Source organism: Phenylobacterium sp. J367 (assembly GCF_024699985.1).
Classification (GTDB): domain Bacteria; phylum Pseudomonadota; class Alphaproteobacteria; order Caulobacterales; family Caulobacteraceae; genus Phenylobacterium.
The window spans coordinates 909,865-928,270 of record NZ_JAJONA010000001.1 but is presented as its reverse complement, the minus strand read 5'-3'; the positions used below and the strand labels follow the sequence as shown (position 1 = coordinate 928,270).

Genomic DNA, 18,406 nt, shown 5'->3' with positions numbered 1-18,406 from the left:
GTCTAGCCGCCCGTGGTCGACATGTGCCGCCGGACGGCGGGGGCGGCGGCGCGGGCGATCTGGAAGTCGTGGCCCTTCGGTTTGGCGTCGACCGCCAGCCGGATGGCGTCGGCGAGGTCCGTATCCGAGGCGCCGGCGCGGATCACCGCGCGCAGGTCGGACGCGTCGTCCTGGCCCAGACAGGAATGCAGGGTGCCGGTGCAGGTGAGCCGCACGCGGTTGCAGGCCTCGCAGAAATTGTGGCTGAGCGGGGTGATGAACCCCAGCCGGCCGCCGGTCTCGGCCACCTCCACGTAGCGCGCCGGCCCGCCGGTGGAGAGCGGGATGTCGGTGAGCGTCCAGAAGCTCTCCAGCTCCGCGCGGACCTGCTTCAGCGAGAGGTACTGGTCGGTGCGGTCGGCCTCGACCTCGCCGAGCGGCATGGTCTCGATGAGGGTCATGTCGCAGCCGCGGCCGTGCGCCCAGCGGATCAGCTCGGGGAGCTCGGCGGCGTTGTCGTCCTTCAGCGCCACGGCGTTGATCTTCACGTGCAGGCCGGCCGCCTGGGCCGCGTCGATCCCGGCCACGACCTTGGCGAGGTCGCCGCCGCGGGTGAGCGTGCGGAACAGGGCCGGCTTCAGGGTGTCGAGCGAGACGTTGATCCGGCGCACGCCCGCGTCGGCCAGCCGGCCGGCGAATTCGGTGAGCCGAGTGCCGTTGGTGGTGAGCGTGATCTCGTCCAGCGCGCCGGACCGGAGGTGGCGGCCAAGGCCCTCGATCAGGTCCATGACGCCCTTGCGGACCAGGGGCTCGCCGCCGGTGATGCGCAGCTTCCGCACGCCCAGGGCCACGAAGGCGGACGCGATGCGGTCCAACTCCTCCAGCGTCAGCACCTCGGCCTTCGGCAGAAAGGTCATGTGCTCGGCCATGCAGTAGACGCAGCGCAGGTCGCAACGGTCCGTCACCGAGACGCGCAGGTAGGTGACCGTGCGGCCGAAACCGTCCGTCAACGCACGGGGGCCTTGCCCGGATGTGGCGTCATAGGGCGTCATGCAGCGCACAGGATAGAGAGGAACGGCGCGTGGCGACAGAGGGAGGCACGATCGGGGCGGACCCATCGCGGCCCTTCGAGGCGGTGGTGCTGGCGGCGGGCGCAGGCGCGCGGTTCGGCGGCGGCAAGCTGCTGGCCCCCTATATGGCCGGCGTGCTGCTGGACGGGGCCCTGGCCTGCGCCTTCGCGGCGCCGGCCCGCAGCGTCACGGTGGTGACCGGCGCCGAGGAGGCGGCTGTGGCCCAGGCGGCGATCCGCCTGGCCGACCGGCTGGGCCTGCACGACCGGCTTCGGATGGTGCACGCCGCCGACTATGCGCTGGGCATGGCGCATTCGCTCCGCATGGGGATCGCGGGCCTGCCGACCGAGACGGCGGGGGCCTTCGTGTTCCTGGGCGACATGCCGCGCGTGCCCAGGGACATCCTGGCGCCCATGGCCGAGGCGGTGCGCGGCGGGGCTGAGGCCGCCGCGCCGGTATTTCAGGGGCGGCGGGGCAATCCAGTGCTGCTATCGGCGGCGCTGTTCCCCGAGATGCTGGCGCTCAGCGGCGACCGGGGCGCGCGGGCCATCCTCGACGGCCTGGGCGACCGGCTGGCCCTGGTCGAGGCCCCGGACGACGGGGTGCTCTACGATGTGGACCGGCGCGAGGACATCCCCTCAGCCGCTCATCCCGGCGAAAGCCGGGACCCAAGCTGAATCGGCGACCTGGCGCGGCCCAGCCACGGATCGCGCCGCATGGACCCCGGCTTTGGCCGGGGTGAGCGGAGCTAGGTTCGAACGAACGGCAGACTCGTGGTCGGAGCCTGACCCATCGCCAAGAGTGCGTTGGCCACGGCGGGCGCGATTACCGGGGTGCCGGGCTCGCCGACGCCGCTCGGCGGGTTGGTGGAGGGCACGATGTAGGTCTCGACGGTCGGCGCCTCGGAATTCCGGAGCACCCGATAGGTGTCGAAGTTCTGCTGGTCGACCTTGCCCCCGGTCAGCGTGATGGCCCCGTAGAGCGCGGCGGAGAGGCCGTAGCAGGTGCCGCCCTCCATCTGGGCCGCCACCTGGTTCGGCGAGATGGCGACGCCGCAGTCGATGGCGGTGACCACGCGACCGACCTTCGGCTGGCCGTCCAGCATCTGCACTTCCGCGACCTGGGCGACCACCGAGCCGAAGCTCTCGTGCACCGCGACGCCGCGGGTCCATCCGGCCGGGGCGGGCGTGGTCCAGCCGGCCTTCTCGGCGGCGAGGTTGAGGGCGGCCAGGTGCCGGTTGGCGCCGGCCTTGGTGTAGATCGCCCGACGGTAGTCGACGGGGTCCTTGCCGGCCTTCCGGGCCAGCTGGTCGATGGTGTGCTCCATCACCAGCGCCGTGTGGGTCGCGCCCACCGAACGCCACCAGAGCACCGGCACGCCGACGTCCGGCGTGATCAGCTGGGCGTCGACGACCGGCGTCGCCTTCAGATAGGGCGAGCCCTTGGTCCCCTCGATCGCCGTCTCGTCGAGCTCGGGCGTGCCCATGGGCGAGCCCTTCATGATCGACTGGGTGACGATCCGGTGGCGCCAGGTGGCGGGGTAGCCCTCGGCATCCGTGGTCACGCGCACCGCATGGTGGACGATCGGCCGGTAGTATCCGGCGAGTGTGTCGTCCTCGCGGGTCCAGACCAGCTTCACCGGCCGGCCCTTGCCGACCTTCTTGGCGATGTGGACGCACTCGACCACGTAGTCGGACTGGAAGGTGGCGCGGCGGCCGAAGGAGCCGCCGGCGTAAAGGGTCTCGACCTCGATGGCGCCCGGCGCGTTCAGCACGATCTTCGCCGCGTTCATCTGGTCCATGGTCGGGATCTGCGAGCCGTGGATCAGCTTGCAGCTGTTGCCGTCGACGATGGCCACGCAGTCGAGCGGCTCCATCGAGGCGTGCGCCAGGTAGGGGAAGTCGTAGGTGGTCTCTAGCGCTGCGGTCCCGCCGGCGGCGCGGGCGGCGTCGCCTTTCGAGTCGAAGGCGACCCAGGCGGTCTTTTCGGGCGTGGTCTTCCCGGCGGCGATGTCGCGATAGAGGGCGGTGATCTCGGCGGAGCCGCGCTTTTCGGCCTTCGTCTCGTCCCAGACCACCTTCACCGCGTCGCAGCCCTGGCGGGCGGCCCAGGTGGTCTCGGCGACGACGGCGACGCCGGTGGGGATCTGGAAGACGTCGACGACGCCCGGGACCCTCCGCGCCTCGGCGGCGTCGAAGCTCTTCACCGTGGCGCCGAAGCGGGGCGCGTGGGCGACCATGGCGGTCAGCATGTCCGGCAGGCGGACGTCCTGGGTGAACTTCGCCGCGCCCGTGCTCTTGGCGACGCTGTCCTTGCGGCGCACCCGGTCGGTGCCGATCAGGGTGAAGGTCTTGGGGTCCTTCAGCGCCGGGGCCTGCGGCGGCGTCACCTTGCCGGCGTCCTCCAGCAGCTCGGCGAAGGCGGCCTGCTTCCCGGAGGCGGCGTGGCGGACGATCCCGTCCTGGACGGTGATCTCTCCGGCCGGCGCGTTCCATTTGGTGGCGGCCGCCTGGACGAACATCGCCCGCGCCGAGGCGCCGGCGGTCCGGAGCTGCTGCCAGGAGTTGGAGATCGCCGACGAGCCGCCGGTGCCCTGCACGCCCATCATGGTGTTGGCGTAGAGCTTGGCGTTGCCCGGGGCCTGCTCGACCTTGACCTTGGACCAGTCGGCGCCGAGTTCCTCGGCGACGATGGCGGCGAGGCCGGCGTGGTTGCCCTGGCCGAACTCGATGTGCTTCGAGACGACGGTCACCCAGCCGTCGGCGCCGACCTTGATGAACGGGCCGAAGGCGCCGATGTCCTTCTTCGCGCCGATGCTCATGATGTCGGCGGGCGAGCAGCCCACCAGCAGGGGCGCCGCCGGCCACGGTCGCGCCGACCGCGAGGGCCTCGCGCCGGGTGATGTCGCTGAGAGGCTTGTTCATGGGGTCCTCCTCAGGCCTTCGGCGGCGGGACAGCGAGCGGCTGCGGATTGACCGCGATCGGCGGCGGGGCGGGGGCGCCATGCCGGCGGCGTCCTTGATGGCCGCCCGGATGCGCTGATAGGTCCCGCAGCGGCAGATGTTGCCGTCCATGGCCGCGGAAATCGCCTCGTCCGACGGCTTGGGCGTGGTGTTCAGGAGCGCGACGGCGCTCATGATCTGGCCGGACTGGCAGTAGCCGCACTGCGGCACGTCGTGCTTCACCCAGGCCTGCTGCAGCGGATGCGCCCCGCCCAGGCCTTCGATGGTGGTGATCTTCGAGGCGCCCACGGCCGCGATCGGCGTCTGGCAGGCCCGGATCGGCTGGCCGTCGGCCAGCACGGTGCAGGCGCCGCACTGGGCGATACCGCAGCCGTACTTCGTCCCGGTCAGCCCCAGTTCATCTCGAAGCACCCAGAGTAGGGGGGTATCCGGCTGGGCCTGCACCTGCAGAGCCTTGCCGTTCACGTCGAGCGTCGTCGCCATGACCGAATGTTTCCTAGAACGCCTGCGGAGCGACCATCCTAACAGCGTTCAGACGACCGCGTCATCCGGCCCGTCTTGCGCGGGGCCGTCGTTCCGTTAGCTAGGGTCCGACACGCGCCCAAGAGACAGTCCCAGGAGAGCCATTTGCTTCGTTCGCTTCTCGCCGTCGCCGCCCTCAGCCTCGCCGCGAGCCCGGCGCTCGCCGCCGACGGCGCCCAGCTGTTCAACATGCAGTGCAAGATGTGCCACGCGGGCGGTCCCATGGGGCCGTCGCTCAACGGCGTCGCCGGCGCGAAGATCGCCGCCAAGCCGGGCTTCGCCTATTCGCCCGCCCTGAAGGGCAAGGACGGGACCTGGACCGACGCCAACCTCGACGCGTTCCTGAAGGCCCCGACCCAGTTCGCCCCCGGCACCCGGATGATGATCGCCGTGCCCTCCGACGCGAACCGCGCCGCCGTCATCGCCTACCTGAAGACCCTGAAGTAAGATCGGGCGCATGGACGCCTTCCCCGCCTTCTTCCCCCTCGCCGGCCGCACGGTGGTCATCGCGGGGGAAGGGGATGCGGCGGAGGCCAAGGCGCGCCTGTTCGAAGGCTCGCCGGCGACCGTCCGCCGGCTGTCGATCCAGGAGGCGGTGAACGCCATCGCCTACGAGGGCGCGACGCTGGCCTTCGTGGCCACGCCCGACGACACGCTCGCCGCCGCCGCCGCCGCCGCCGCCCGCAAGGCGCATGTGCCGGTGAACGTCGTCGATCGGCCGCAGCTCTGCGATTTCACGACACCCGCCGTGATCGACCGGGGCGAAGTCGTGGCCGCCGTCGGCACGGGCGGCGCCTCGCCGATGCTGGCCACCCTGCTGCGCCATGACATCGAGGCCCGGGTGCCAGAGGGCGCTGGCCGGGTCGCGGCCCTGTTCCGCAGCCTGCAGGAGGAGGTGCGTCAGGCGCTGCCCGAGGCCCACCGCCGCCGCGCCTTCCTGCGCGCCGCGCTGACGGGTCCCGCGGCCCAGGCCGCCATGTCCGGGGACATGGACGGCGCCGTGCGCCGACTGCGCGAGGCGCTGGAACTGGATGCCCCCGGGGTGGGCGTCGTGCAGGTGCTGGACGCCCGCGGGCCGGCCGAGCACCTCAGCCTGAAGGCCAGCCGCGCCCTGGCGGCGGCGGACGTCCTGGTCTGCGACGCGGGCGTGGACCCGAACGTGGTCTCGCTGGCCCGCCGCGACGCCGAGCGCATGTCGCCTGAGGCCCTGTCGCCGGAGCGCCTTCGCGAGCTGGTGGACGACGGAATGCGCGTCGTACGCCTGCACGAGGGCCACGTGCCCACCGAGGACTTCGCCGCCGCCGGGGTGACCATCGAGGTGCTGCCGGTGGTCGAAGGCTAGAGGCCGACTAGGTGTCCAGCGGTCGGTCCTTGGTCTCCGGCAGCAGGAAGAGGCAGGTGAGCACGCTGATCAGGGTGAAGGCGAACGGGTACCAGAGGCCCGAATAGATATCCCCCCACCGCCGTCACGATGGCGAAGGCGGTGAAGGGGACGAAGCCGCCGACCCAGCCGGTGCCGATGTGGTAGGGCAGCGACAGCGCCGTGTAGCGGATCCGCGTGGGGAAGAGCTCCACCAGGCAGGCGGCGATCGGCCCGTAGAGGGCGGTGGCGGCGACCACGAAGACCAGCAGCACGCCGAAGGCGCCCCAGAGGTTCATGCGCGCCGGGTCGGCCTTCTCCGGATAGCGTGCGTTGGCCAGGCCCTGCTTGATCTGCCGCTCGACCGAGGCCTTGAGCGCCTTGGTCATCTCGGCCGGCTGGCCGCTGGCGTCCACCGAATTGATGATGTTGTTCCCGATCCGAACCTGGGCGGGAACGCCGGCCGGGCCGGTCTCGGTCGCATAGGAGACGCCGGCGTTGGCGAGCGTGCTCTTGGCGATGTCGCAGGAGGTGACGAACTGCGCCTTGCCGACCGGGTCGAACTGCAGGGAGCAGTCGGCCGGGTCGGCGACCACCACGACCGGGGTCCTGGCCTCGGCCTCGGCCAGCGCCGGATTGAGCGTCTGGGACAGCATGTGGAAGGCCGGGAAGTAGGCCACCAGCATGAGCGTCATGCCGAACAGCATCACCGCCTTGCGCCCGAGCTTGTCGGAGAGCCAGCCGAAGAAGACGTAGAGCGGCGCGCTGGCCGCCGTCGCCGACAGCATCAGGAGGTTGATGGTCTCCGCCGGGACCTTCAGGAAGCGCTCCATGAAGGTCTGGACGTAGAAGAAGGCGGTGTACCAGACGGCGCCCTGGGCGAACATGATGGCCGCGAGCGCGATCAGCACCAGCTTCAGGTTCGGCCAGGTCCCGAAGGCCTCCTTGAAGGGCGCCTTCGAGTGGGAGCCCTCTTCCTTCATCTTGGCGAAGGCCGGGCTCTCGGAGAGCTTGAGCCGCATCCACACCGAGATGCCGAGAAGACCGGCCGAGACCAGGAACGGGATCCGCCAGCCCCACTCGTCGAAGGCCTCGGGGCCGGACGTATGGCCGACCACGGTGCGGGTGAGCAGGATGACCGTCAGGGCCCCGAACAGGCCGATGGCGGCCGAGGTCTGCACCCAGCTCGTGGAGCGGCCCCGCGCGCCCGGCGGAGCGTGCTCGGCTACATAGATCGCCGCGCCGCCGTACTCGCCGCCGAGCGCGATGCCCTGGATGATCCGCATCAGGACGAGCAGGATCGGGGCGATGATGCCGGCCTGGGCGTAGCTGGGCAGCAGGCCGATGGCGAAGGTGGCGCCGCCCATCATCAGGACGGTGGCCATGAAGGCACCCTTGCGGCCCGCGCGGTCGCCGATGCGCCCGAAGATCAGCGCGCCGAGCGGCCGGAAAAGGAAGCCGGCGCCGAACATGGCGAGCGCCGCGATGTAGCCGGCGGTCTCGGGGAGGCCCGAGAAGAAGGTCCGCGAGATGACCTGGATCAGGCTCCCGAACACGAAGAAGTCGTACCACTCAAAGGCCGTCCCCGCCGCCGAGGCCGCCACCACGGTGGTGAGCGAAGTCTCCTTCTTCGGCGCATCGGCCTGATCTGCGGTGGTTTCCGCCATGTCGTTAGCTCCCCCGGACGCCAGCTCTTAAATCAGCAGCACGACGGAGCGTCCGCTCCGCCGTGCTTTGTGAGCACCTGTAGCACCGCCCGGCGAAAGCTTGGAAGGCGGCGCGAACCGGAGGAGGCTGGCGCCGTTGAATCCGGGCAGTGGGAGGCGCGCGCTTGCCGGACGAGAAGGAGCCGCTGGAGGGCCGTCTGGAGTACCGGGCCGCGCCTGCGCCCGCGCCGGCGCCAGTGACTGAGACTGACACGGCTCAGGCGGGAGAGCGCCCGCTGTGGCGCCGCCGGTGGTTCCGGATCACCGCCGGCGTCGCCGGCGCCCTGATCCTGCTGATGCTGTGGCTGAGCTGGGCGCTGCCGGTGGGCCGGGCGCTGGAGCCGCTGGAGAGCCCGACGCTCATCCTGGTGACCGCCGACGGCAAGCCGTTCGCGAGGCGCGGCGCCTACAAGGAGACGCCGGTGGAGGTCGCCGCCCTGCCGAAGCATGTCCCCGACGCCTTCGTGGCCATCGAGGACAGGCGCTTCTACAGCCACTTCGGCCTCGACCTGCGCTCGATCGCCCGGGCCGCCGTGACCAACGCCGAGGAGGGTGAGATCCGCCAGGGCGGTTCGACCATCACCCAGCAACTCGCCAAGAACGCCTTCCTGACCAACCGGCAGACCTTCCGGCGCAAGATCCGGGAGGCGCTGATCGCCGTCTATCTGGAGGCCAGGCTTTCGAAGGACGAGATCCTCTCCCGCTACCTGTCGTCGGTCTACTTCGGCGACGGGGTGTTCGGTCTGCGCGCCGCGGCGCGGCACTTCTTCGACAAAGGCGCCCGAGGAGCTGACGGTCGGCGAGGCGGCCATGCTGGCCGGGTCGGTGAAGGCGCCGTCCCGGCTGAACCCGGTGGACGACTTCCGCGCCTCGCAAGCCCGGCAGCGTATCGTGCTGGCCGCCATGCAGGACCAGGGCCTGATCACCGAACGCGAGGCGCGGCAGGCCCGGCGGGTGCGCGTGCGGGAAGGCCGCGCCGACCTGCCGGTGGGCTCCTATTTCGCGGACTGGATCTCGGCCGAGACCAAGCGCGCCTTCGACGCCGCCTATGGCGAGGTCCGTGTGCAGACGACGCTGGACTCCGCGCTGCAGGCCCGGGCTCAGCGGGCGGTGCGCCGCGCGGTGGCGGGCGCCCGCGGTCGGGGCGTGACGCAAGGGGCGCTAATCGCCATGCGCACCGACGGCCGGGTGGTCGCCATGGTCGGGGGCCTCGACTACCAGGAGAGCCAGTTCAACCGGGCGACGCAGGCGAAGCGCCAGCCGGGCTCGGCCTTCAAGCTGTTCGTCTATCTGGCGGCGCTGCGGCGCGGCTACACGCCCGACAGCGCCGTGCTCGACGCGCCGGTCCAGGTCGGCGACTGGACGCCCGAGAACCACGAGGGCCGCTACGCCGGCCGCCCGGTGCCCCTCCGCGACGCCTTCGCCCGGTCGAGCAACGTGGCGGCCGTGCGGCTGTCGGAGCAGGTGGGACGCGGGGCGGTGATCCGCGCGGCCCGCGACCTGGGCGTCCGGTCGGAGATTCCGAATAACCCGACCATCGCGCTCGGCACGTCGCAGATGTCGCTCATCGAGCTGACCTCGGCCTATGCGGCTGTGGCGGCGGGGGCCTCGCCGGTGACGCCGCGAGGGCTGCTGGCCGAGCCGACCTACGGGCCGTTCGGCGGGCCGCCGCGGCCCCGGCCGCTGAACGCCCGCGAGCGGGACGCCCTGCTCGTGCTGCTGCGCGAGGTGGTCACGCGCGGGACGGGAACCGGGGCCAGCCTGCGCGCGCCGGTCTACGGCAAGACCGGCACCAGCCAGGACTACCGCGACGCCTGGTTCATCGGCTTCGTGGGCGACCTCGTCGTCGGCGTCTGGGTCGGCAACGACGACAACAGTCCCATGCGCCGGGTGACCGGCGGATCGGTCCCCGCGCAGATCTTCCGCGACTTCGCGGGCTTCGCCGCAGCCCGGCAGGACTTCCGCGAGTCGGCGCGGCCTGAGCCCAGCGAGGAGACCCTGGACCTGGAAGCGATCGAACCGGAGCCGCTGGACATCCCGGAGATCGAGGCCGAGCCCGGCGAGGTGGAGCCGCTGGACCTGCCGCCGGACGCTCCGCCGGCCCCGGACGTCGCGCCCGAGGAGCTGGCGGTCCCGCCGGCGGAGCCTGAACCACTAGCGGCGTCCTGATGCCCTCCCTTAATGGGGAGGGCGGACTCGGCGAAGCCGAGCCGGGTGGGGAAGTCACGCCCAAGCGCTGAGTCCCAGATCTGGCCCCACTCGGCCTCACCCCGCTCGCCTTCGGCGAGTCGACCCTCCCCATTAAGGGAGGGACAAGAAGCCTTACTTCGCGTTCGCGTAGACGTTCACCAACTCGAACAGGTAGTCGCGGCCCTCGTAGACCGAGCTCACCCGCAGGCGCTCGTTCAGGCCGTGGACGCCGTTGCCGTCCGGGTCGCCGAACACGCCGGGCACGCCGTAGATCGGCATCTTCACCGGGCCGAAGTAGCGGCCGTCGGTGGCGCCGGCCAGCATCGAGGGCAGCATCGGCACGCCGGGGAAGTGCTTGGCGGCCAGGGTCCGCATCGGCCCGATGATCTTCGGGTCGAGCGGCGGGCTGGTGGCGACCGGCCGGACCGGCGGGATGGTCTCGATCTTCACCTGCGGGTCGGCGACGACCTTCACCAGCGTCTCGCGCGTGCCTTCCACCGTCTCGCCCGGGAAGATGCGGCAGTTGACGATGGCGGTGGCGCGCTGCGGCAGGGCGTTGGAGGCATGGCCGGCGTCGAGGCGGGTGGCCACGCAGTTGGTGTGCAGGATGGCGTTGACGTTCGGGTCGGCGGCGGCGGCCTGCTCGGCGGCCGCGTCGGTGGGATCGGCCATCAGCTTCGCCAGCGCCTGGCCGACCGGGTCGCCCTGCCTGGCGCGCAGTTCGAAGCCCACCTTGGTCGTCTCGGTGAACCTCACCGGGAAGATGTGGGCGCGGATCTTCAGGAGGCCCTCGGCCAGGCGATAGATGGCGTTGTCCGGCATCGGCCGCGAGGAGTGGCCGCCGGGGTTGGTGACGGTGAGCAGGTAGCTCTGCGCGGTCTTCTCGCCGACGCCGATGCCCAGCAGCTGCTTCTTGCCGTCGGCGGAGAGCCGGCCGCCGCCGCCCTCGTTCAGGCCGAATTCCGCCTGGATCAGCTCCGGACGGTTGTTGACGAGCCAGTCAGCGCCGTTGAACGCCTCGGCGGTCTCCTCGCCGCAGGTCAGCGCCATCTTCAGCGTGCGGCGGGGCGTCTTGCCGCTCTGCTTGATGCGGATCAGCGTGTCGATCCAGACGGCGTCCATGGCCTTCATGTCGGCGACGCCGCGGCCGTAGAAATAGCCGTTCTCCTCGATCAGGGTGTACGGGTCGCGGGTCCAGTCCTCGCGCCGGGCTTCCACCACGTCCAGGTGGCCGAGCAGCAGGATCGGCTGGGCCTTGGGGTCGGAGCCCTTCAGGTGGGCGACGATCGAGCCTTCCTTGGGATAGCTGGGCTCGATGACGAGATGGACGTCGGCATCCGGGAAGCCGGCCGCCTTGAGGCGCGCGCCGATCTTGGCGGCGGCCTCGGTGCAACTGCCGGAAAGCGCGGTGTTGGTCTCGACGAGCTCCTCGTAGATCTCGCGGAACGCCTGCTGGTCGGGCCTGAGCTGCTGGGCGGAGGCCGCCCCGCCCGCCGCCAGGACCACCGATCCGATCAACCCGGCCACAATCGTCCGCATGCCCGCCCCCTTGGAAAAGAGGCGGCAATCAAGCACGGCCGTGGGGTAGCCGGAAGGCCCCTCAGGCGACGGCGGCGTCCGCGTCGCTGTCCTGCCCGCCGTCCTGGCTGATACGGGCGATCTCGGCGATCAGGGGCCCGGCGAGATGGGCTTGCCGACCACGCCGTCCATGCCGGCGTCGAGATAGGCCTGCCGCTGGTGGGCCAGCACATTGGCGGTAAGCGCGATGACCGGCGCGCGGGCGGCCGGCCCGGTCAGGGCGCGGATGCGGCGGACCGCCTCCAGGCCGTCGATGCCCGGCATCTGGACGTCCATGAGCACGAGGTCGAAAGCCCCGCGCGAGACGGCCTCGACGCCCAGGTAGCCGTCGGCGGCAGTCTCCACCGAGGCGCCGAGCTGCTCCAACATCTTGGTGGCGATCATCCGATTGGTGGCGTTGTCCTCGACCACGAGGATGCGGACGCCCTCCAGGATCGGATGCAGGGTCTCGGTCGCGGCGGCGGCGGGCTGGGCCGGCTCGGCGGCGATCTCCAGCCAGAAGGTGGAGCCCCGGCCCTCGACCGAGGTGAAGCCCACGTCGCCGCCCATGATCTCGGCCAGCCGCTTGGTGATGGCGAGGCCCAGGCCCGTCCCGCCGAACTTGCGGGTGGTGGACGCGTCACCCTGGTCGAAGCGCTGGAAGATGCGCGGCTGGGCGTCGCTGGGGATGCCGACGCCGGTGTCCTCGATCTCGAAGCGCAGCCGTCCCGGGGCCGAGGCCGCCCAGCGCAGGGTGACGTGGCCCGTCTCGGTGAACTTCACCGCATTGCCGACGAGATTGAACAGCGCCTGCCGCAGGCGGACCGGATCGGCGGCGACCCAGCCCATGGCCGGATCGGCGTCGAGCCGCAGCTGCAGGCCCTTGGCCTCGGCCTGCGGCCGCAGCAGGCGGGCGACGCCGTCGGCCAGCGCGGCGGGGTCCAGCGGCTCGCAGGCCAGCTCCAGCCGCCCGGCCTCGATCTTCGAGAAGTCGAGGACGTCGTTCAGGAGCTCGGCCAGCATGTGGCCGCAGTTCAGCGCCTCCTCCAGCATGACCCGGCCCTCGTCGGAGAGGGTCTCGCCGCGCAGGAGCTGGAGGACGCCCATCACGCCGTTCATCGGCGTGCGGATCTCGTGGGACATGTTGGCGAGGAAGGCGGCCTTGGCTTCGCCGGCGGCCTCGGCCTGCCGCTGGGCCTCGATCAAGGCCAGTTCCTGCTTCTTGTAGTCGTCGAAGTCGTAGATCAGGCCGACGGCCTTCTCCCAGCGGCCGCCGCGCCCGACCTTCAGGTGATGCACCACCCGGACCCAGCGCTCCTCGCCGTCCTCGCGCAGGATGCGGGCCTCGAAGGCTTGGCCGGAGTGGGCGTCGCCCGAGTGCAGCGCGCGGAACGAGGCGCGGACGTGGTCCAGGTCGTCCGGGTGGAAGCCCGGATAGCGGAGCTGGGTCGCCTCCTCATAGGTCGAACGGCGGCCCTTGCCGGTGAGCCGCTTGAACTCCGGCGAGCACCAGAAGGTCTTGTTGACGTGGTCGATCTCGTAGACGCCGGCCCCGGCGCCTTCGAGGGCGATCTTCAGGCGCTTGGCGTTCTCCAGCGCGTCGCGGCGGGCATGGCGCATGCGCTCCTCGCCGAGCCGGGCGGCGTCGCGGGCCTCGGCGAGCTCGGTGATGTCCTGCGACAGGCCCTTCAGCGCGAAGACGCCGCCGGGGCGCGCCTCGGTGTGGAAGGTGGCCCTGACTGTGATCCAGCTGTCGTCCTGGATGCGCAGGCGGTGCTCGAAGCGGGCGCCCAAGCCCTCGACCACGCCACGGTGCAGGGCCGCCTGGACCATGGCGCGTTCGTCGGGATGCAGCCGCGCGGCGAACTTCTCAGCCGTGTCGATCGTGCCGGGCGCGAAGCCGGTCAGGGTCCTGAGCTCGTCGGACCAGTAGATCGTGTTGTCGGCCGGTTCGTAGGACCACATGCCCAGGCCGGCGGCAGCGCCCAGGAGCTTGCGCTCGCGCCGGGAGTCCTCGATCTCCGCCTCCCGGGCCATCTCCTCGCCGGCGTCGCGCATGGTCACGATCAGCGAGCCGTCGGGCATCTTCTTGCTGCGCGACGAGACCCACAGCCATTCGCCGGTCTTGAGCTTCAGGCGCACGCGGCTCTGGCGCGCGTCGCCGGCGGCCATCTCCTGGACGCGCTGGCGCACGCCGGGCAGGTCGTCCGGGTGGATGAACTCGGCCATGCGCTGGCCGATCAGCTCGTCCTCGGCCCAACCGGTCGCGCGAATCCACTCGGGATTGACGAGGCGCAGGATCCCGCCCGGAGCCGCCACATGCATGAGGTCGCCGCTGTTCTCGAACAGCCAGCGCACCATCTCATCCTTGCAGGCGGCGCCGTCGCGCGTTCGGCTCATGCGGTCCCCCTCAATCGGAGGAGCCTAACCTTAGCCGGGTAAACGTAAGGTTCTGTCCGCGTGCGGCCTTTTTTAGAACGCGCTCTCGCCGGTGATCGCCCGGCCGAGGATCAGGGCGTGGACGTCGTGGGCCCCCTCGTAGGTGTTCACCGTCTCGAGGTTCGAGGCGTGGCGCATGACGTGATACTCGCCGGAGATGCCGTTGCCGCCGTGCATGTCCCGGGCGACCCGGGCGATGTCGAGCGCCTTGCCGCAGTTGTTGCGCTTCAGCATCGAGATGGCTTCCGGCACCCACGCGCCCTCGTCGATCAATCGGCCCAGCGCCAGGGCGCCCTCGAAGCCGAGGGCGATCTCGGTGGACATGTCGGCGAGCTTCTTCTGTACGAGCTGGCGCGAAGCGAGCGTGCGGCCGAACAGCGAGCGCGAGGCGACGTAGTCGCGGCTGGCGTGGAGGCAGAACTCGGCGGCCCCCATGGCGCCCCAGGCGATGCCATAGCGCGCCTTGTTCAGGCACGAGAACGGGCCGCGCAGCCCCCTGGACGTTCGGCAGCATCATGTCCTCGGGCACGAAGACATCCGAGAGCGCGATCTCGCCGGTCACCGAGGCGCGGAGCGACAGCTTGTTGAGGATCTTGGGCGTCTCGAAACCTTCCGAGCCGCGTTCCACGAGGAAGCCGCGGATCGTCCCGTCCAGCTTCGCCCAGACCAGCGCCACGTCGCTGATCGGCGAGTTGGTGATCCACATCTTCGCCCCGTTCAGGACGTAGCCCCCGTCGACCTTCTTGGCGACGGTGCGCATGGAGGCCGGGTCGGAACCGCCGTCGGGCTCGGTCAGGCCGAAGCAGCCGACGATCTCGCCCTTGGCCATGCCGGGCAGGAACTTCTGCTTCTGCTCTTCCGAGCCGAAGGCGTAGATCGGGTACATGACCAGCGAGGACTGCACGCTCATCGCCGAGCGGTATCCGCTGTCGATCGCCTCGATCTCGCGGGCGATCAGGCCGTAGGCCACGTGGTTCACGCCGGCGCAGCCGTACGCCTCCGGAAGCGTCGGGCCTAGGAAGCCCAGCTCGCCCATCTCGGTCATGATCTCGCGGTCGAACCGCTCCTCGGCATAGGCCGAGACCACGCGGGGCAGGAGCTTCTCGCGGGCGTAGGCGCGGGCCGCCTCCCACACCATCCGTTCGTCCTCGGAAAGCCGCGAGGCGAGGTCCAGGGGATCGTCCCAGCGGTAGGTCTTCTGGCTGGCGCCGGCATCGAGCGGCATGGGATCCTCCTGGCTTCGTTTGCGCGCCTTATGACCCCTTTTTTGCGCTGCGGTACCCCTACAGCTCCGACCAGGTCCGCAGGAGGTTGTGGTAGGTCCCGGTGAGCGAGACGATCGCCGGATCCCCCGGACCGACGGCCTGGGCCAGCTTCTGGATGGCCAGGTCCATGTCGAACAGCAGGGTGCGTCGGGCGTCCTCGCGGATCAGGCTCTGGATCCAGAAGAAGCTGCCCACCCGCTCGCCCCGCGTGACGGGCTCGACCCGGTGCAGACTCGACGCCGGGTAGAGGATCAGGTCGCCGGCCGGCAGCTTCACCTCATGGACGCCGAAGGTGTCCTCGATGATCAGCTCGCCGCCGTCGTAGCTGTCGGGCTCCGCCAGGAAGAGGGTGGCCGAGAGGTCGGTGCGGATGCGGATGCCCGTGTCGCGGTGGAACCGGATGGCGTTGTCGATGTGGTCGCCGAAGGCGTCGCCGCCGCGGTAGCGGTTGAACAGCGGCGGATAGACGGTGTGCGGCAGGGCCGCGGACATGAAGAGCGGGTTGCGGGTGAGCGCCTCGCGGACGATGGCGCCGGCCTCGCGGGCGACGGGCGAGTCCTCGGGAAGCTGAAGGTTCACCTTTGCCAGCGCCGACTGGCTGCCGGAGGTGGCGTTGCCGTCCGCCCAGGCCGCGGCGTCGATCAGGGCTCGCAGGCGGGCGACCTCGTCGCCGTTCAGGACCTTGGGGACTTGCAGCAGCATGGTCTCACCACTCTAGACGAAGGCGCGCCCCGCCTGCGAGCAGGCGGGGCGCAGCGAGACGGGGGAGGATCAGAACCGGTAGGTCAGGGTCGCCTGCGCATTGCGCGTGTCGCCCGGCGTCGACCAGCCGTTGTTCCGGCCACGGATGTAGTACTCCTCGTCCAGCAGGTTGTTGACGATTACCTGGAGCTGGGCGCTGCGGTGGAACTGCCAGGTCGCGGCCAGCCGGTGGACCCAGTAGTCGTCGGTCTTCACCAGCGGGATGGTGGTGCGCACCGGAGGATTGGAGCCGGTCACCGCCCCGTGCTGGGTCAGGTACATCTCGCCCTGATAGGTGACGCCGTAGCCGACCTGGAAGTCCGGCGTGACGTTGTACTGGGTGAACAGGCTGAACGAGTGATCCGGGACGTTGGCGATCGGGTCGCCCTTGGTGAAGTCCTGGCCCTGCGCGGCGATCAGGTCGGAGACGCCCTGCAGGACCTCGCTGTCGAGGTAGGTGTAGTTGGCGAACACCGCCCACCTGTCAGTGATCATGCCCGACACACCGAGCGCGACGCCCTCGACACGGGCGCTGCCGTCGAGCTGCTGCTCCGGCACGGTCGGGTCCCCTGAGGCCACGCGGTAATTGATCCGGTCGTTGCGGAACAGGGCGGCGGTCAGGGACACCCGTCCGTCGATGTCCCACTTGCCGCCGATCTCGAAGCTTTCGCCCTCTTCCGGGTCCACCGTGCAACTGGCGGCGGTGCAGGCGCCCGAGCCGTTCACCGTGGCCTGCGACGGCGTCTGGGAATTGCCGTAGGCGACGTAGAGGCTGGCGTTGGGGATCGGCTTGTAGACCACGCCCAGGCGGTAGCTCAGCAGGGTCTCGTCGTTCCGGAACGTCGGGCCCGGCGTGACCTGGCCGAGCGTGGCCCCCGAGGTGGCGTAGGTGTCGGTGCGGTTGGAGCCCTCGTTGTGCTCCCAGCGGACGCCGCCGTTGACCGACCACTTTTCGCCGAGCTGGATGTTGTCGAAGAGATAGACCGCCTGGTTCTGGCGCTCGCCGTCCTGGGCGCTCGCCTGGATGAAATTCACCGGGCCCGACCAGATGTTGTCGGGCTCGGCGATGTTCATGGGCGGCAGGGGGACCGTGGCGCCGGTGGCGGTGCGCAGCACATTGCCGGCGTCGAGATGGAAGTCCTCGGCGAAGACCGCGACGCCGGCCACGATGGTGTGCTGGGTGGCCCCGATGGCGCCTTCCCAGGTGAAGTCCGTCTGGTTGTGCAGCAGGGTGTTCTCGGTGTCGCGCAGGGTCCCGCGCGGGCCGCTCGGCTGATAGAAGCCCGGCGCCGGATCGGTGGCCAGGCACGGCGCGAAGCCGGTCAGGTTGGCGCCCGTCGTCGACTGGCTCCAGGCCACCGGCTTCTGGCCGTTGGCGAGGCACCAGGTCCCCTGCGGCGGGTTGACCACGATGTACTGGGTCACCTTCTGCCAGCGCGTCAGGTTGCGCACCGACAGGCCGTTCCCGAAGTCGTGGTCGATGATGCCCGTGAGCATGTCGACCGTCTGCTCCTGGGTGTCGAGGTTGGCGTAGCCGTAGTAGTTCGACGGGTTCACGCCGGGCAGGGCGCGGCCGTTGTGGAAGGGCACGCCGTACTGCGGGACGTTCTCGTCCTCCTGGCGCAGATAAAGGGCGGTGAACTGGGTCGGGCCGTCCAGGCCGAGGGTCACCGAGGGCGCGACGCCCCAGCGCTCGGCCTTCTCCACGTCGCGGCCCGCCGCGTCGTTGCGGTGCGCCATGGCGTTGAGGCGCACGGCCACGCTGTCGTTTACCCGCCGGTTCGCGTCGACCGTTGCGCGGTAGTAGCTGTTGGTGCCCAGGCCGCCGGTGACGGTGGTGTTGTCGCCATTGCCCGGGCGCTTGGTGGTGATGTTGATCGTGCCGCCCACCGAGCCCGCCCCGGAATAGACCGAGTTGGCGCCGTTCGTCACCTCGAGTTGTTCGATATTGAACGAGTCCGAGCGGCTGTATTGGGCGCTGTCGCGCACGCCATCGTAGGTGATGTCGTTGTTCGCCGAATAGCCGCGCAGGTTGATGCTGTCGCCATAGCCCCCGCCGCCCTCGCCGGCGCCGAAGGTGATCCCCGGCACGATGGAGAGGATGTCGCGCAGGCCGAGCAGGTTCTGCGCCTCGATCACGCCGCGCGGGACGACCGTGACGGTCTGGGGCGTGTTCAGCGGCTCGGCGGTCGCCTTGACGTTCTCGGGCGTCGGGCGCTTCGCGGTGACGTCTACCTCGGACACCAGCGGCCCCATCTGGTCGGCCGCCGTCGCCACCGCCGCATCGGCGGCCTCCACGCCCTCGGCCGCCCGCGCCACGCCGCCCAGCGACAGGCCAGCCACCCCGGCCACCGCCGCCGCCGTCAGCGCCACCTTCTTGCGCGCGGCCACGCCGCTTCGAACCCGCTGCATCTTGCTCTGCCCCGTACTTTGCGAATGCGAAGCGTTCTTAAGAAGGAGGTTGAAACTTGGCAATGAGAATCGTTCGCAACTAGCGAATTAGATCGTCCCAGGCCCGCGGGCCCAGGTGAGCCGCCGAAGCCGGCGCCCGGCCCGCAACCAAGGCGGCGGAAGGGTGTTCCACTTCCAAGGGGCGCTCATCGCCCGGGGGAAG

General features: G+C 70.5%; 9 protein-coding genes and 5 pseudogenes. 5 read left to right on the top strand and 9 right to left on the bottom strand.

Going from position 1 to position 18,406, the window contains the following annotated elements:
- Nucleotides 1-2 precede the first annotated feature (2 nt).
- Nucleotides 3-1,031 (bottom strand): GTP 3',8-cyclase MoaA, encoded by a 1,029-nt coding sequence (moaA, locus tag LRS04_RS05085; RefSeq protein ID WP_257815436.1) that lies wholly within the window; start codon nt 1,029-1,031, stop codon nt 3-5.
- Between the two features lie 29 nt (nt 1,032-1,060).
- Here moaA and LRS04_RS05080 point away from each other — a divergent pair, with 29 nt between their 5' ends.
- Nucleotides 1,061-1,726 (top strand): NTP transferase domain-containing protein, encoded by a 666-nt coding sequence (locus tag LRS04_RS05080; RefSeq protein WP_257815435.1) that lies wholly within the window; start codon nt 1,061-1,063, stop codon nt 1,724-1,726.
- Between the two features lie 71 nt (nt 1,727-1,797).
- Here the strand turns inward: LRS04_RS05080 and LRS04_RS05075 are convergent.
- Together LRS04_RS05075 and LRS04_RS05070 are read right to left on the bottom strand one after the other, a co-directional pair.
- Nucleotides 1,798-3,973 (bottom strand): annotated as a pseudogene (locus tag LRS04_RS05075) (molybdopterin cofactor-binding domain-containing protein).
- A 69-nt stretch (nt 3,974-4,042) separates the two neighbouring features.
- Nucleotides 4,043-4,495: pseudogene (locus LRS04_RS05070) on the bottom strand ((2Fe-2S)-binding protein); the annotation flags it as partial.
- Between the two features lie 144 nt (nt 4,496-4,639).
- On the opposite strand from LRS04_RS05070, the gene LRS04_RS05065 reads away from it, so the two are divergent.
- Both LRS04_RS05065 and LRS04_RS05060 read left to right on the top strand, forming a co-directional pair.
- Nucleotides 4,640-4,981 (top strand): cytochrome c family protein, encoded by a 342-nt coding sequence (locus tag LRS04_RS05065; RefSeq protein ID WP_257815434.1) that lies wholly within the window; start codon nt 4,640-4,642, stop codon nt 4,979-4,981.
- A 10-nt stretch (nt 4,982-4,991) separates the two neighbouring features.
- Nucleotides 4,992-5,876, top strand: a complete 885-nt coding sequence (locus tag LRS04_RS05060) for a siroheme synthase (protein ID WP_257815433.1) — start codon at nt 4,992-4,994, stop codon at nt 5,874-5,876.
- 7 nt (nt 5,877-5,883) lie between these two features.
- Here LRS04_RS05060 and LRS04_RS05055 read toward each other — a convergent pair.
- Nucleotides 5,884-7,561, bottom strand: a pseudogene (locus LRS04_RS05055) (MFS transporter).
- A gap of 335 nt (nt 7,562-7,896) precedes the next feature.
- Between LRS04_RS05055 and LRS04_RS05050 the strand changes: the two are divergent.
- Both LRS04_RS05050 and LRS04_RS05045 read left to right on the top strand, forming a co-directional pair.
- Nucleotides 7,897-8,370, top strand: a pseudogene (locus LRS04_RS05050) (transglycosylase domain-containing protein); the annotation flags it as partial.
- Nucleotides 8,264-9,769: a transglycosylase domain-containing protein gene (locus LRS04_RS05045; protein ID WP_374577104.1), complete on the top strand. Its 1,506-nt coding sequence runs from the start codon at nt 8,264-8,266 to the stop codon at nt 9,767-9,769. The pseudogene LRS04_RS05050 and the gene LRS04_RS05045, both read left to right, overlap by 107 nt.
- A 153-nt stretch (nt 9,770-9,922) precedes the next feature.
- Here LRS04_RS05045 and LRS04_RS05040 read toward each other — a convergent pair whose 3' ends face one another.
- From LRS04_RS05040 to LRS04_RS05015, 5 genes and pseudogenes are all read right to left on the bottom strand, one after another.
- Complete coding sequence (locus LRS04_RS05040; RefSeq protein ID WP_257815431.1) at nt 9,923-11,329, bottom strand: M20/M25/M40 family metallo-hydrolase; 1,407 nt, start codon at nt 11,327-11,329, stop codon at nt 9,923-9,925.
- A 129-nt stretch (nt 11,330-11,458) separates the two neighbouring features.
- Entirely contained in the window at nt 11,459-13,747 is a 2,289-nt protein-coding gene (locus LRS04_RS05035; RefSeq protein WP_257815430.1) for a PAS domain-containing protein, read from the bottom strand.
- A 72-nt stretch (nt 13,748-13,819) separates the two neighbouring features.
- Nucleotides 13,820-15,011, bottom strand: a pseudogene (locus LRS04_RS27610) (acyl-CoA dehydrogenase).
- Between the two features lie 58 nt (nt 15,012-15,069).
- On the bottom strand, nt 15,070-15,753 hold the full coding sequence (locus LRS04_RS05020) for a Fe2+-dependent dioxygenase (protein ID WP_257815429.1): 684 nt from the start codon (nt 15,751-15,753) through the stop codon (nt 15,070-15,072).
- Between the two features lie 69 nt (nt 15,754-15,822).
- The gene (locus LRS04_RS05015) at nt 15,823-18,204 is read right to left on the bottom strand and encodes a TonB-dependent receptor domain-containing protein (RefSeq protein WP_308238075.1); all 2,382 of its coding nucleotides are present in this window, start codon (nt 18,202-18,204) and stop codon (nt 15,823-15,825) included.
- Between the last annotated feature and the right edge of the window lie 202 nt (nt 18,205-18,406).